Source organism: Bacillus sp. PPSBB_2 (genome assembly GCF_045291115.1).
Classification (GTDB): domain Bacteria; phylum Bacillota; class Bacilli; order Bacillales; family Bacillaceae_G; genus Bacillus_A; species Bacillus_A cereus.
This window is the reverse complement of the sequence record NZ_CP147983.1, coordinates 3,351,724-3,367,571: the sequence shown is the minus strand read 5'-3', so window position 1 is coordinate 3,367,571 and position 15,848 is coordinate 3,351,724. Positions and strand designations below refer to the sequence as shown.

Below are 15,848 nucleotides of genomic sequence, written 5' to 3'. Positions count from 1 at the left end.
TGATTATTTTGGTAATGAAGGATGCTATGAGCAAATATTTTAATTTAAGAAAAGAATATTTTGATAAAGGGTTAGATTTTTTATTTAAAACGCCATATAACGAAGAAGTTGATTCATTTATATATCAGGGTGAAATGGATGATGAAGAAGAAATTTCATGGAAACCTATTGAAAAAAATAATAAGAATGATTTAACGAAGATTGAGGAAAGATTTGAAATTAAACTGCACACTTCAATTGATGATTATTTTAATTCTTATTGGTTTGCTGATTTAGATGGATTTATTGGTAATCATTATATTAGGCTAGAACCTGTATTACCAAATATTGAATTGGATTCCTTCGAAAGTAATTTAGAAGGGTATAAAAACAATCATAATAAGGTTGATAAGACTCCAATAGGTGTAGAGGGGAACGGTTTGATAGTTGTTTTAGATAATGTAAGTGGTAAGGTTGAATTGGAGGATTTTGAACGAGGTTCATTTGAAGAGATTTCGGATAGTTTAGATGAGTTAATTGCTAGTTTAAAGTTACAAAAATAATATACTAAGAACATTTATATGAAAAAATGTCTGATATGAAGTGTAGCCCAAGTGTTAGATATAATTGGACTGCAGTTTTTTATAGAAAGATGTAATATAAAATCAAGCGAAGACCTACAAAATTTATGCTACTAAAAAAACATATGAACTGAAAGCACTTGATTGTCAATTAAAGGCAACAAGTGCTTTTTTGCGTAGAAATTTAACAGATCACTATAATTTTATTATGTAAACTTTTTACATAGTTTTCTATACAACTAAAGAGAAGAAAAATGTTCACTATTACTTTCATTTCTGTTATAAAAATTCTACAATAGAAGACAGAACGTATATTTGGTATAATCAAAATATACTATATGAAATGATGTACATGAGTTTGAAATTCATGTAACGAGGTAAGCGCTACATAACAATGACTAATATTTAAAGTTTTCGTACCTATAGAATTCAATTCATGTTATATAAATCAATTATTAGAAAGGAACAGGTGTAATGAATCAAATTTCATTTGAAGATTTATTTGAAGAAGAAAAAGAAAAGGTGGAGGTAGCTGAGGTATGTAAGGTACCAGCCCCTTTATCACCATTACAAAAAGATATTTTAGAATTAATTGATTCTGAAGAAATAAGTGCGCTTGAGCTATGTGAACGATTAATACGATCTGGTAAAATACCCGATGAAAGATTCACTACGAATAAGCCTAAAGCATATGGACAAGTATGTTTACTATTAGAAGGTTTTGTTACAGAAGGAAAACTTATTTTTATCAAAGGTGATGAGAAAAGAGATAGGGTATATAAATTGAAAGAAGAAGTTTGAGATGTATAGTGGGAGATGAATGATTGGTTCCCTTTAACTTGCAGCTCCGTTAGTCTAGTAATGTCCACTAAAAAGGTGTCAATCTCTCCTAGATTGACACCTTCATACTTTTAACACCTTACATACTTACGCTTGAAACCAAGTCTTCCTCTATCAAGTTCTTTCTGAATACTTTCAGAAGCATTTAACAAACTGCTTTTTTTATTATCACGTTTGACTTCAACTATACCAACTTCTTTTGCAACCTCGACTGCTTTTTCGTGTAGTGGTACATATGAAATTGCCACGGTGTTTAGGAAATTATTCATAGCGGATTTTGTTCGTTCTGGAGAATGATGAATTGTATCTTTCACCATTTCAAGCATATCGGAAATTTTACTTTCGGAAAATTCATTGTCTTTGCGATTTCCTAATAGCCAACAGTAGCAACTCCAGCCGGCAGACATTTTAAGCTCGTCCCCACTTGCAATCCATTTATCAGCAACGTCTTGCGCAATATTTGACTCCGATAAAGTTACTGCCACTACATAATCAGATAGCATATAAAAATATGCCCCGTCTATCCAGCGATCAAAATCAGACTCACTCATAGCTTTTGGATCCGCAATAATCCCTGCAAAATACATAGCATCGTAGTTGCCTGTGGCATACAGTTCTTCAGCTAACTCTTGGTTTAATTTTATTTTTTTAGCGATTGGTTTCATAGCACCTGTAGCTACTCCGAATACTGGCTCATGCGCACCGTTAGATATGTATATTTTTTTCGTTCGTTCCTTACCTAGAGCTTCAAGTTCTTGCATAACTGTTTTAAGATCCATAGTTGTGCAACTTCCTTTCATCATGTAAAAGCCTTTTTAAACTTTTCGTATTTCATATGTTAATACTAATTGTATTCAAGAGGTATGTCTACTTTCTAAAAGTATCGAAACCGGTTAGTAATTTTGAAGGCTTTGATTTTGTAACTGCAACAAGCTATCTATAATGGTAAGAAGGTCACTGTAAGGTAAGGAAGAATGAAAAGTATGTATAGTTTTTCCAATAAATATTTGGTATGATGGTGAATGGGAAAAATATACAAGTTGTTAGTTTTTCAAAAAAGGGGGATTGAATTGAAAAGAACACCTGAATTTGTATTAGGTTTAATTGGTGGCATTTTGGGAATTATTATTTCCATAATATTAATAGTTGTAGCGTTTAATATTATGGAAGGTGTTGATTACGAACTTTTAGCTTATTACTCTATTATTTTAACGGTTCAAATAGGATTGTTCATTTTATCGTGTTTAGTAAACAAGGTTAATAATAAAGTTTATGGAGTTTGTATGATTGTGATTCCTATAGTTATGTTGTTTATGTCATTATTCTTTTTACTTATTCCGACAATTTTACAAATTATATCTGGTTCATTTGCATTTAGGACATTAAAGTTAGAATCGAATGTAAGCTAAATATAATTATTAACGTCTGAATATTCGATTTTTTAAACATTTTCGTTTGCAGTTCAAATTAACATAAAGTACAAAGTTGTACGCTTTAGGAGGAGAAATAGATGATTATTTGGTCTGGTTGGGGTTTTTTAGTCGCAATTATTGTAATTATTAATACTCTTTTGGGTAAGGCTATCTTTGGATCTATAACGGGGGACGCTACATATTTTCAAGACCATAGTTGGCCAATGGCGGTAATGTTTATTATATCAGGGGTTATGTCTTGGTATTTAGGTAAATATATTAATAAGCCAGATGGGAAAGTTTATATAGATGCCGAAACTGGTGAAAAAGTTATGTTTAACAAAAAGCACTCATTATTTTTTATAAAAATGGAATATTGGGGACCGATTCTAGGAGTTATTGCGATTGTAACTTTAATTACAAGATAAAAAAAGAGGATGGGTATAGCAAGAGTAATCTATTCAAGTAGAAGGAGAAATCAGTCATGAATGCAAAGAAACTACTAGGGGTAGCAGTTCCGGTCATGTTGTTATTTGGTTGTGGAGTTTCTGAGAAAACGAACACTTCTAAACAGGAGAAAACGGAAGAGTCTAAAGTAAAAGAATCGAAGTCTAATAGTAAGAAAGAAAAAGTTTCAAAGGAAGACTATCCTAATAAAGTGTATAAATTAGGGGTAGAGTTTGATAAGTTGTTTGCGGAGCATAACAATATTACAAGAGAGGTTTTTGACGGTAAGAAAAAGAAATCAGATATAGTAGATAGTGTGAAAGAATTAAATAAAGTGTTAGATAAATTTGAGTCAATAGATCCCCCTACAGAGTATGTAAATCAACAAAAGGATTTTGAAAAAGCAATTGGTTATTTTAGAGAGTCTTTTTCTTTAATAAATGAAGTATTCACCCGAAAAGAAAAAAGAGAAAAAGGCGATAAGACTGATAAAGAGTTAATGGAGAAATCCGAAAAGTTAGTGAAAGAAGGAGATATTTACTGGCTTAAGGCATTCAAAGATCTTGAAGGGGATATTAAAATCGGTGACGGTACAGTATCTGTGAAAGATTTGAAAGAGTTAGATAAGAAAGCTGGAATTAATACGGATAACGTTATGAAGAATGTGAAAGATGGTACGGAATTAATCGGTAATTGGGGATTCAAAGGAACAGACGGTTTCATTATGTCACTTATTCTAAAAGGTGATAAGACATTTGAAACGTATGGTAAAGGTGAGTATCCAAATAAAAAGAATTATATTGAAGGCACTTGGGAATATGATAAGGAAGCTTTTACAATCTATTTACATCTCAATAAACGTTTAGTAGACGGTGTAGAAGATACAATTCAAAAAAAGAAAATAGCATATAAAGTTCAAGATTATGATGGGGAAAACTTGCAATTATTTAATGAGACGTCATTTCATACAATTAAGTATGTGAAGCAAAGTTAAAGTTATGAAGGACTAGGTTTAAATGGCCTAGTCCTTCATTAAAGTGCGAGTATGTAAAGAATATGTTATCTTTCGTTCTGTTTACTTAACATCATGTTATTCTTTAATAGAAGTAATAAATGGAGTTTTACATTAAATATATGAGGTTGGTTACAAATGATAAAGAAATTTACTAGATTCGTATTAATAGTGGTTATGCCAATCAGTCTTATTACAGGTTGTGGGGCTGCTGAAAAAGCTGAAGCACAAAAGCCGAAAGCGGTACAAACGGAGAAAAAGGACTATATGGATTACTCATATGGTAGCAAAGGTATATTAGTAAGTGGCAAAGCGAAAGAACGGCAACAATACGAGATTGGATATATGGATGATAATAAATTAATTGGGATTGATGAAAATATTGAAGACTGCATTATTTTAGATAATAAAGATGAAGCAGGTCTCATTTGGAAACAAATAGAGCGAGGATCTATTATTGAAGTGCAATACGGTAAGGATCGCAATGATATCGTAGGCGTGCAATTCGTAGGAGATCGTGAGTCATATGAAATTAGTGATAAGTTTGATCGGAATACGATAAATGAGATTGTTGAAAACGTTAAAGGGAATTTGTAATAGATGTATTTCGATAGTATAGGATCTCTTATTATGAAATTGTATGCCAGTTATTTGTTTAAGTTTAAATTGATTATTTTGACGGTATTTGTAATTAGTTGTAAAATAATGTTTGTTGATGAATTTTATAAAAAGTATGTTAGATGAAATTCATCTGTAGGGATGACATATAAATATTTTCTTAATGGGTATAAAATATGGTAATTTAAATATATAAATAAAAAGAAAATGTATTAGGAGTACATAGTAGATTCATATTTTTAAAAATTAATGTGACAATAAAGGGAGGTTGAGATACATACACGGTGGGAGTGTGTATGTATTTATTATAATAATGAATAAGACAATCAAACAACAAGTAATCGCACTATCAACAAGTCTAGTGATTTTAGGGAGCGTACCTTTATCAGCATCAGCAGAAGAGATCAACAAATCTCAAACTGATCAACTTAATATTGCCCAAGGAGAACACGGAACGAGCGGATTAAATTATTCTAATTTCAAGTTGGAAGTTCCTGATCATGTACAAATTAACGAAGCAGAAGTATCTGGAAATGAAAAAATGCTTTTAGAGAATATAAGCATAAACATGATGAAACAGAAGAATTAAACAAAATGCAAGATGCTAAGAAGGGACAAGTAGCAGAAAAGGAAGCTATTTCAAACATTGAAAAGGCATTTGAATCTGTAGATGGTCGAAATGATGGATCTGATCGTCAAATGAAACCTGTTGCAAAGCCAAGAGGTATTCAATATAGTGCACAGAGTACGAAGAAATATGGAACACTTGCAGGAGTTCCATTTGTGGAGTGGATTGTTCCAGCAGGAAATCCTGATATTCGTCCTGCGAATCCGATGAAAGCACGTTACATTACAATCCATGAGACCGCAAATACAGCTGCTGGTGCGAATGCTGAAAATCATGCGAAATATTTATACAAGCAAGCAACTGAAGGCACTTTCCGAACAGCTTCATGGCATTTTACTGTAGATGATAAACAAATTTATCAACACTTACCAACAAACGAAAATGGTTGGCATGCAGGAGATGGAGATGGTTCAGGAAACAGGGAGTCTATCGGTATCGAGATTGCGGTTAACCAAGACGGTGATTACAATAAAGCGTTAGAAAATGCAAAACGACTTGCAGGTTATTTAATGAACAAAGAAGGAATTGGTGCAGATCATATTTACAAGCATCAACAATGGAGCGGGAAAAAATGTCCTGACATTTTAATTTCACGTGGTAATTGGGCTGGTTTCGTACAAGGAATTCAGTGGTATGCAAATATAAATGCGCAGATTGATACGCCTTTACAAGATAAAAATGACTCATTTAATCCAAATGAAAATAATCCAGCTGAACCTAGCATGGAACTAGTGGTAAATGGTAGTGGCATCAATGTACGTAGTGATGCGGGCATTGAACATCGTGTTGTACGTAAAGCTTCAAACGGAGATCGTTACAAAGTATTAGCGGTTAAAAATGGTTGGTATAAAGTAGGTATTGGAGAATGGATTTTCTATGACCCAAGTTGGATTAAAATTAACTACAATGTACCAAAGGAAGAAGTACAAAAGCCTAAGAAGAAGTACAAAAACCAAAAGATGATATTACAGGTGGCTGGTTTGAAGGGCATATTCGTAAATTAAACAGTCTAGGTATTATGCAAGGCGAAGGCAATGGTGTATTTGCTCCATATCGAAATGTAACGAGAGCGGAGTTTGCGAAATTAATCTCGAATGCTCTTAAACTACCAGAGGGAAATAAGTCATTTGTAGATATTAATGAGGCACATCCATCACTTCATGACGGTATTAAACGTTGTGCAAGTGCAGGAATTATTAATGGTCGTGGTGAAAGGATTTTTGATCCTAACTCACCAATTACTCGTGAAGAAGTATCTATTATGATTGACAAAGCATTACGATATAAAGGAATTACAGGTGAGTTAGTAGCATTACCATTTACAGATAAGCATTTAATAACATACAAAGAATCGGTTCAACGATTATACAGTCTAAAGGTAGTTAATGGTATTGGGAATAATGAGTTTGATCCTCGAGGCACAGCAACTCGTGGTCAGGCGGCTGCCTTTATTGTGAAGATGTTAGATTCAATGCAAAAATAAAAGGAAACTTTAATCAGTGAGGGCCACTCGCACTTACATCAAGCAGTTTATTCACCAAATTTTGAAATGAGAGTTTTACTGCCCGCAAATAGCAGAAGAAATTGTATGTAGAAGCTGACATTGGTAGAAGTAAAAAATAAGACGAATTTGAAAGGAGCTATCCAAAATAATAATTTGGAATAGCTCCTATTTAGTAGGAAGAACAATTGTATTTGATAGATTGTAATGTAGAATGCCCTTCCAAGCCCCTCATAAGCCCCTACCAAGTAATAAATCACTAAGAAAAAAACAAAAGCAAAAACAAAAACAACTACAAGAACAAAACAAGCGCGAAAAAATGAAACCGGCGTTGTAGTAGTAAAAAAATTGTAATTCGAATGTCAAAACCATTCCCGCATGCCTATCTTTATAATGAAGGATTAAAATTTTCCTATTTACTAGCAAAGAGTGGAGGGAAACATATGGCAGTATACCGTAATGTGCAGGTGAACTTTTGGCAAGATGAATTCATATTAGATTTAACGCCAGAGGAGCGTTATTTTTACATATATTTGTTAACTGGTACGAAAACGAAGCAATGTGGTATTTACATATTACCGAAGCGTGTGGCAGAGCTTGAAACAGGTTACAGTATGGAGACTGTTGAGAAGTTGCTAAACAGGTTTGTTGAGTATGGAAAGATTTTATATGATACGGAAACGAAAGAGGTATTCATAATAAATTGGTTACACTATAACCCTATTTCAAATACGAATGTGGAGAAGTGCGTATTACGTGAGTTAAAGACTATAAAAAGTAATGAGTTCATACATATATTTTTACGTAAATGCCTTGAAGAAGAATACAAGATTCCATTATTATTGCAGCATTTTGGTATGCCAAAAGAAGAGGATAATAGTAGTTCACAAGTAGTTATTGAAGAGAAAGAAGAAGCGGAAGAGATAGAGGTGGAAACCATAGAAGAGGACGTTCCAAATAGTGAAGTTTATAAGTTTTATGAACAAAATATTAGTAGTTTATCCCCATATATTGTGAAGGAATTGAAGAATTGGATACAAAGACTTTCTGGAGAGGAAGTGTTAGAGGCACTTAAAATTGCGTTTGAAAATAATAAGAAAACGTTAGCTTATGTGAAGGGGATTTTGAGGAATTGGTGTAGCAAAAAGTTAAAGGATTTTAGTGGGGAGAAGTCTGTAATGGGAAGTTTAGAGAGAAGGAAATGTATGTTGAGTAGTGTATTTTAATTTACATTAATTTAATATAGAATGTACGTTCGTTTTTGTTGGTTTTATGCTATACTACCATTAAATAAGGGTATTTTTATAATAGATAAAAAGATGCGGGGGGTACAAAGTTTGACTACTAGTACATCTGAGTTGTTTCAATATATTAATATGACAGAAGAACAGAAACAATTATCACAACGATATTTACAGACAAAAGAAGAAGAGATTTTAAAAAATATTCAACTAACGACAATTCGCGATCAAAAAAGAAGTGATTTTGCGGAGCGATTTATAAACGATTTTAGGAAAGTGCATAAACAAGATCCGGATTTTTTTCGATTATTTTACCATATACTCGAGGAGCAATTATTAAATGTTCTTGTAGTCCGTTTTGCGCATGTCAGTTTTTCTAAAATGAAGATTTATTTAGAAAAAAGTGCACTTCCTTTGGACAAACTTGTAGCAATCGCATGTAAATATTTATCCAGTATTTCAAGTTATGTAAATGAAGCAGATGTTTTTCTTAGAGAGTTAACAAAAGAGAATCCGAACTATATAGAGGGACAATTACATACTTTACCAACTAAGCAGCAAGTAACATTACTTCTCGTAATGTTTGATGTAGATTATGAAAAGTTTCGTACATATAGTTCTTTATTGAATGAGAGGTTAGGAGAACATACAGAATTTATATTGAAACTGCTAGGGGAAAAGGAAAAGGTTGAAGCAGTTAAACGGTATTTAAAAGGTGAAGATGATAGTGAAGTATTTATAGGTGGGAATTTACCGGAACATATTTGGCGGCTATTATTTTGTGTTCATAAATATTCGGATGTTGCGAGGCGATATATTGAAATATTGGCGAAGAAAAATGTTTGGGGTTTTATAAACTATGCAACACGTTATATGTGTCACACTCTCGGTCAGTCTCAAAACTACAAAAAAACTGGTAGTGTAAATAGAGAAACATATGAAGAAATTCAAAGTTTTTGTACACAGTTTTGGATTTCTAAGGAAAGATTTTTTGCGCATCGTCTAAGGCAACATGATTTGAATAGTGAGGATTTTTGTAAGACGTATGAATATGAATTGCTATGCTTTATGTTGGAGGAAGATCCTGAATGTATTCAACATACTTTGCAATATGTAAGTAAAATGAATTATCTCATTATCGCACGAACGTTAGCTGAAAAAGGATATGAGCTAAATATAGGGAAAATGCGAGAAGAATTTTTTGTTGCTGCTTTGCAAATAAAATTGTCTACAGTGCGGGATACATATCGTGATTATTTACAAGGGAAATTGTCACTTGAGGATATGAAGCAAATACTTAAAAATCCGAAATATAGGAGTATGTATTGGGGTATGCCGGTGTTAGAGGTTGCGCTTCTTTGGGATATAGATGATGTAGCGAAGAGGGAAGCTGTACTTACACTACAGTTTGGAGATGATGATAGTGTTAATTTATACGAACTTCTTTACGAATGTTCTGTCAGAGGAGTAGAACCGAAACAAGTATTAGAAGATCTGCTTTCGTATGGGTTAAGTAAGGAAAAGCTTATCGCTTATGCAGTTGAAGAAGCTGCATGCTACAGTGAAGAGAGAAATAAGGCGAAGGAAGCGCTTGTTTGTGTAATTGTAAAAGAACAAGCGTACATCATTGAAAGATTTGATGAGTATTCTGCTGTGGCCAAAGCATATATTTTAGAAGAGTTAGCAAAGGATAACATGATTAAAATGCGTCCAATTTTAATTAAAAGCTTAGGAGATTCATCTAAAAAAATGCGTGAGTCTGTAGTTAAACTGCTTTCAAAAGATGTGGAAGCTGCAGCAGATGTAGCAGTTGAACTTCATAATAAAAAGAAGATTGTTCGTGAAAATGTGATGAAAATACTAATAGAGTATAAGCTTGAAAAATATACGAAAATTGTACAGGAAGCTTTGCAAGAAAGTAAAAATGAATCTTTCGCAGGAAAATTCTCATTTTTATTCCAAACGGAGGAAGAAAAAATAGAAGAACTATGTGCACGTATTTTAACTGAACAAACAAGAAATTCACTTCTGCAATTGATTGGGGATGAGCCACAAATCCGTTTACGTGACTCTGATGAAACTGCTGATGCTGCAATTCCGTTAGCCTATTTACAACAGTATATTTCAGATGCTGTTATTGAGAAGAAAGAAACGGCAGAAGTAATTGGTAGAGCTTTAAATGAAGAGGACTTAAAAGAATGTGTGCAAACAATATATCAAATATGGATTTCTCAAGACGCAGATGTGAAGAAGCGTGGAATTCTTTCGTTATACGGAATGTATAGTGACGACAAAATGGTCGACATACTTATAAAGCAAATTGATGAATGGGTGCTTCAAATGAGAGGAAAGATAGCAGCGGATGCCGTTCGTGCTTTAGGTTTGTCTTCATCTAAGCTTGCACTTATGTCTATTCATGCAATAGCATTTAAATATAAACATAAGCAAGTACGTAATGCAGCAAAAGAAGCGCTAAGTCTTGCTGCGAAAACACGTGGTATAACAGAGGAAGAGCTGGAAGATCAATTGGTGCCGGACCTCGGCTTTACTATACAGGGTGAAAAGATAATTGATTTCGGGAATCGAAGTTTTACTGCCATTTTAACTACAGAGTCAAAAATTGAATTAGAGACAGAAGAAGGAAAACGTATGAAGTCACTTCCAAAGCCGAATGCAAAAGATGATGTAGAAAAGGCTGAAGAGGCTAAAAAAGAATTAGCCTCTTTAAAGAAGGAACTCCGAACTACTCTTTCAATGCAAAAACAACGATTAGAAGCGGCACTTTCGTTAAAGCGTTATTGGTCACATAATGCATGGAAATCTGTATTTATGGATAATCCAATTATGAAGCAATTTTCTATTTCACTCATTTGGGGTGAGTATAAGGAAGGGAAGTTGCTGAAGGCATTCCGTTATGCAGAAGGTGGCGTGTTCTGTACAATTGACGGGAAGAGTTATGAACTTTCATCTGGCACTGTTATTGGTTTCGTTCATCCGTTAGAATTGTCTGGGGCGGAGAAGGAATTATGGAAAGAGCAATTAGAAAGTGCGGGAATTGTTCAGCCGTTCCTACAAATTGAGCGTCCAGTGTTTGTAGTAGAAAAGAATGATGAGAGTGCTATTGAGAGATTTGGCGGTATTTTACTAAATGGTCGTTCGTTATTCGGTAAGATGACGAAGCTTGGATGGATCCGTGGGTCTGTTCAAGATGGCGGTGTATATTATACATTTTACAAAGAAGATACTCGTACCGGATTAGGCGTGCAATTGTCATTTAGCGGAGCTCCGATTGGTTATGAAGATGAAGAAGATGTATGTGTATTTGACATTCAATTTTATAAAGCAGGTACAGTGAAGCGTGGTTCATATGAATACGATGAGATTGATGATGAAAGACGCATTGTACCAAAAGAAGTAGATAAACGCTTCTTTAGTGAAATGTTATATGATGTCCAAGTAGCGACAGATTCAAATCTTGGGCATAATGAAAGTTGGCGTAGCGAACGATAAGAAAAACCCCCTTCATTGGTAGGAAAATGAAGGGGGTTTTTCAATGTCTTTAAAAGGTTCTTTCTCAAAAAGAAGCGAATAGTGTGAGAAAGGGGTGGTTATATGGAAGTCGTTATAAAGAAGAAACGAAAAAGGGGAAAAAGAATTTTTATTTGGGCTAGTAGTATCGTTCTTTTGTTAGTTATTTCCGCTGCGATTTTTTTGAACATATATACGCTGAAATCTATGCCAAAGATAGATGGAACGATAAAGCTAGAGGATTTACAACAAGCTGTTACGGTGAAGCGGGATAGTAAAGGTGTCCCGCATATTAAATCGGAAAATGCACATGATTTATATTTTTCACAAGGATATGTACAAGCGCAAGATCGGTTGTTTCAAATGGATTTAAGTAGAAGACAAGCTTCTGGTATGTTAAGTGAAGTTGTTGGGGAAGCAGCTGTTGACCGAGATAAATTGTTTCGAACACTCGGTTTACGGCGAGCGGCCGAAGCTTCAGTTAGTCAATATAATGGAGAAGCGAAAGATGCCCTGCAGTCATTTGCTGATGGGGTTAACGCTTTTATACGTGAGGCGAAAGAGGAAAAGAAATTACCAGTTGAGTTTACTATATTAGGTTATGAACCTGCTGAGTGGTCAATTGTTGATACTTTAACGATCGGGAAGTATATGGCGTTTGACTTAGGAGGACATTGGCACGGACAGGCATTTCGATATTGGGCGCTGAAAAATCTTCCGAAAGAGCAAGCGAATGAGCTATTTCCTGCATATCCGAAAGATGCCCCTAGATTGCTAGCTGAACTGAAAAATACAAATGTGGACGTAGCACAAAGTTTTTCAAAAACGATAATTCCGCCGGAGTTTAACGGTAGTAATAACTGGGTTGTGAGCGGTGAGAAGAGTGCGTCAGGTAAGCCAATTTTAGCAGATGATCCTCATTTATCTCTTGCGACGCCTTCTATTTGGTATCAAACGAGACTTGAAATGAAAGGTTTAAATGTGAGTGGCGTTATTTTCGCTGGAGTACCAGGTGTTATATTAGGACACAATGACAAAATAGCATGGGGTGTTACGAATACAGGGCCTGATGTGCAAGATTTATATATTGAGAAGAGAAATCCTAATAATGAAAATGAATTTCTGTATAACGATAAATGGGAAAAAGCTACCGTTGTAGACGAGTCGATTAAAGTAAAAGGCGGGAAGACAATTCCTTATAACGTTACGATTACGAGGCATGGGCCAGTAATTTCAGAGTTTGCGGATAAGGGGAAGGAGAAAACGAAAACAGTATTCTCTTTAAAGTGGACAGCTTTAGAACCGTCAGCTGAGTTAAAAGCTGTATTAAATATGAACAAAGCAAAAGACTGGAATGAGTTTGAAACCGCTCTTCAAGATTTTCATACACCAACCCAAAACTTTGTGTTTGCATCAAACGACGGCACAATTGCTTATAAAGCGAATGGAAATATACCAGTGCGTAAAAAAGGTGATGGTAGCTTACCTGTTCCAGGATGGACAGATGAATATGAATGGGAAGGGTATATCCCGTTTGATCAACTTCCAAAAGTAATTAATCCAAAACAAGGGTTTATTTCAACTGCGAATAATAAAATTGTTGATGATGATTATCCGTATCATATTAGCAATACGTGGGCGCAGCCATATAGGCAAATGCGTATTCAAGAATTTTTGCAAGAGAAGGAAAAGTATACGGTGAAAGATTTAGAAGAGTTACAGATGGATCAAAAGAATTTATATGGGAAAGAGTTTACTCCTATATTTTTAAAAGAGTTAAATAAAGCACCTTTAAATGAGGTAGAGAAAGAAGGCGTAGACCAATTAACAAAGTGGAATTTTTACGATAGTAAAGATGAAGCGGCACCATTAATATTCCATTTGTTAATGAAAGAGATTTCAAATACGTTATTTTCAAAAGAAATACCGAAAGATGTACTGGAGTTATTTGAAGGAAAGTCACAAGTTGTTGATGAATTGATTCGAAAAGAAGTAGCGGGAGAAAATAGCGTTTGGTTTACGAAGTACGGAGGTTTCACAAAAGTTGTGCATACATCGTACGAGAATGTAATGAAGAAATTGCAGAAGGAATATGGACCTGATGTTGGAGAGTGGAAGTGGGGCGATTACCATCAACTCGCTTTTACACATCCCATTTCGAAATCATCGAGTATGTTAGCATTACTCGCTTTTAATCGTGAGAAGCCAGTTCCAATTGGTGGGAGCCAAGTTACCGTGCAAGCAGCGAGTTACGGCGAAAACGGCATTGTAAATCACGGGGCGTCTTGGAGATTTATTATTGATACGAAAGATATGTCAAACGGTTATCATATCGTAGGGCCAGGACAGTCGGGCCATTTTAGAAGCGATTGGTATCATGATCAAATAGATGATTGGGTAAATGGCACGTATCATACGACTACATTGAATACGGAGGGGATAGAGGGGAAGGTATTAACTTTGCAGCCGAAGTGATAGTAAGTTCTTATTTGCAGATGGCCCAGCTTTATGAGGTAATACTCCTTCGGCTAATGAAAGTTTTGCTTTATACAAGAGACTCTTACGATTGTAAGAGTCTCTTTATTATGATAATGGATAAAATATCCTTTTTGTAAAGAAGCGACAAGTTTTGACAAAATATTATACAGAGACTTGTTATAATACCTTTTGGAATATTATGTTTATTAAACGGAGGATGAAGTAGTGTACAACAAGGAAAATTTCTTAATAGTTGCAGTGAAATCGAATAGGGGGATTTAATATGAGCGTTAAAGTAATAAGGGCAACAGGGATGATGGGCGGAGCAGCAAGAGTTGCTGTAAAGGTAGATAACGAAGTAGTAATGAAACTTGAGAATAACGAAGAATATACGCTTCCTTTTGAATTAGATGAAGCGAATATTAAAGTAAAACAATTCTTTTTTGGAAGTAAAGAAAAGAAAGTAAAGGATGGCGATGTAGTAGAAATTAAGATAAATAGTATTGCCATGCTATTACTAATAGTGTCAATGATAGCTGTTTTATTCGGTTCGTCAATTGGTATAAATATTGTTGTTTTTGGTGTGATAGGAGCTTTAGTTACGTTAGTATACGGATTGAATAACTGGTTTCGTTTAGAGGTTAAATAATTATTGTATATATATTTATTTCAGTTGATTTACTATACATGGGATGAAAATATTTTTAAGTGGGAAATGGAGAGAATCAGTATGAAGAAAATGGTTGTAATATCTAGTTTGGCGCTAATAGTAGGTTTAACAACTGGTTGTAGCAGTGAAAAAACAAGTGGACCTAAAACAGTATCTGTAAAAAAAGAAAAAGAGTTAGTAGCGAAAGATATTTTTAAAAAAGCAGCTGACGGATTAAAACAAGAGGAATATCTTACATTGACATCTCTTATGTCAATGAAGGGGAGCGGCCAATCAGAAGAAATTAAAATGAAAATACAGATGGAGCCGAAACTGAAGAATTCTAGAGCTGAAATGAAAATAAGTGGTACAGATATTGTAACGTATGAAGTAGATGGAAAGGTCGCTGCTCAAGTGAAAAACCCTGATACAGGAGAGTTAGTTACGATACCTAATGATCAATTTAATGTAAATGATGTAATGGTCAGTAAAAATTTACTTAATGAGTTAGATTTACCAGAAGCTTTGGCTAAGAAAATGAAGGCAAAGAAAGATGGAGACACATATAAACTTACACTTGAATTAAAGGGAAAAGAAGCGGTAGATACGTTACAAAAAATCAATGGAGATATGAAAAAATTAACGGAAGGATTTAATATGGATGCGTTTAACATTGAATATATAATAACAAAAGATTATAAATTTGAAGAGATGCGAACAACTATAAAAGTGAGTGAAAGTAACTCAGATAAAAAAGCTAGTACAGATAAGGAAAAATTGGATGCAGTTGTGAGTATAAAGATTGATTCATATGAAAAGTTTGATTCAATTAAGTTACCAGAAGGGATTCAATAATTTCAATCGTAAAAGGATAAAAAGGGGCGGAAATCTGCTCCTTTTTTATTTTTCCTACTATTTTTAGAAGATTTATATG

At 34.2% G+C, this 15,848-nt stretch carries 12 protein-coding genes and 1 pseudogene; 12 read left to right on the top strand and 1 reads right to left on the bottom strand.

Going from position 1 to position 15,848, the window contains the following annotated elements; genetic code table 11:
- The first annotated feature begins 26 nt into the window (after nucleotides 1-26).
- Together V6946_RS16645 and V6946_RS16640 are read left to right on the top strand one after the other, a co-directional pair.
- On the top strand, nucleotides 27-542 hold the full coding sequence (locus tag V6946_RS16645; RefSeq protein ID WP_002101116.1) for a SecY-interacting protein Syd: 516 nt from the start codon (nucleotides 27-29) through the stop codon (nucleotides 540-542).
- Between the two features lie 492 nt (nucleotides 543-1,034).
- Nucleotides 1,035-1,361, top strand: coding sequence for a DUF3895 domain-containing protein (locus tag V6946_RS16640; protein ID WP_006915127.1), 327 nt, complete (start codon nucleotides 1,035-1,037; stop codon nucleotides 1,359-1,361).
- 110 nt (nucleotides 1,362-1,471) lie between these two features.
- Here V6946_RS16640 and V6946_RS16635 read toward each other — a convergent pair whose 3' ends face one another.
- Nucleotides 1,472-2,179 (bottom strand): DNA alkylation repair protein, encoded by a 708-nt coding sequence (locus V6946_RS16635; RefSeq protein WP_006915126.1) that lies wholly within the window; start codon nucleotides 2,177-2,179, stop codon nucleotides 1,472-1,474.
- A 291-nt stretch (nucleotides 2,180-2,470) separates the two neighbouring features.
- Between V6946_RS16635 and V6946_RS16630 the strand changes: the two genes are divergently transcribed.
- The 10 genes and pseudogenes from V6946_RS16630 (at nucleotide 2,471) to V6946_RS16585 (ending at nucleotide 15,769) form a co-directional block, all read left to right on the top strand.
- Nucleotides 2,471-2,809 (top strand): DUF4064 domain-containing protein, encoded by a 339-nt coding sequence (locus V6946_RS16630; protein WP_000831724.1) that lies wholly within the window; start codon nucleotides 2,471-2,473, stop codon nucleotides 2,807-2,809.
- A 101-nt stretch (nucleotides 2,810-2,910) separates the two neighbouring features.
- The gene (locus V6946_RS16625; protein WP_000587853.1) at nucleotides 2,911-3,240 is read left to right on the top strand and encodes a hypothetical protein; all 330 of its coding nucleotides are present in this window, start codon (nucleotides 2,911-2,913) and stop codon (nucleotides 3,238-3,240) included.
- Nucleotides 3,241-3,296: 56 nt separating this feature from the next.
- The gene (locus V6946_RS16620) at nucleotides 3,297-4,253 is read left to right on the top strand and encodes a DUF3994 domain-containing protein (protein ID WP_000992208.1); all 957 of its coding nucleotides are present in this window, start codon (nucleotides 3,297-3,299) and stop codon (nucleotides 4,251-4,253) included.
- A 156-nt stretch (nucleotides 4,254-4,409) separates the two neighbouring features.
- Nucleotides 4,410-4,868, top strand: a complete 459-nt coding sequence (locus tag V6946_RS16615; RefSeq protein WP_006915118.1) for a hypothetical protein — start codon at nucleotides 4,410-4,412, stop codon at nucleotides 4,866-4,868.
- A 334-nt stretch (nucleotides 4,869-5,202) separates the two neighbouring features.
- A pseudogene (locus V6946_RS16610) lies at nucleotides 5,203-7,000 on the top strand (S-layer homology domain-containing protein).
- Nucleotides 7,001-7,461: 461 nt separating this feature from the next.
- Nucleotides 7,462-8,244 carry a DnaD domain-containing protein gene (locus tag V6946_RS16605; protein WP_006915109.1) on the top strand — a complete coding sequence of 261 codons (783 nt, stop codon included), beginning with the start codon at nucleotides 7,462-7,464 and terminating at the stop codon, nucleotides 8,242-8,244.
- Between the two features lie 111 nt (nucleotides 8,245-8,355).
- On the top strand, nucleotides 8,356-11,769 hold the full coding sequence (locus tag V6946_RS16600; protein WP_366981859.1) for a DUF4132 domain-containing protein: 3,414 nt from the start codon (nucleotides 8,356-8,358) through the stop codon (nucleotides 11,767-11,769).
- Nucleotides 11,770-11,871: 102 nt separating this feature from the next.
- Complete coding sequence (locus V6946_RS16595; RefSeq protein ID WP_006922827.1) at nucleotides 11,872-14,262, top strand: penicillin acylase family protein; 2,391 nt, start codon at nucleotides 11,872-11,874, stop codon at nucleotides 14,260-14,262.
- Between the two features lie 286 nt (nucleotides 14,263-14,548).
- Nucleotides 14,549-14,914, top strand: a complete 366-nt coding sequence (locus V6946_RS16590; RefSeq protein ID WP_006922825.1) for a hypothetical protein — start codon at nucleotides 14,549-14,551, stop codon at nucleotides 14,912-14,914.
- Between the two features lie 81 nt (nucleotides 14,915-14,995).
- Nucleotides 14,996-15,769 (top strand): DUF6612 family protein, encoded by a 774-nt coding sequence (locus V6946_RS16585; RefSeq protein WP_000738991.1) that lies wholly within the window; start codon nucleotides 14,996-14,998, stop codon nucleotides 15,767-15,769.
- The last annotated feature ends 79 nt before the right edge of the window (nucleotides 15,770-15,848 follow it).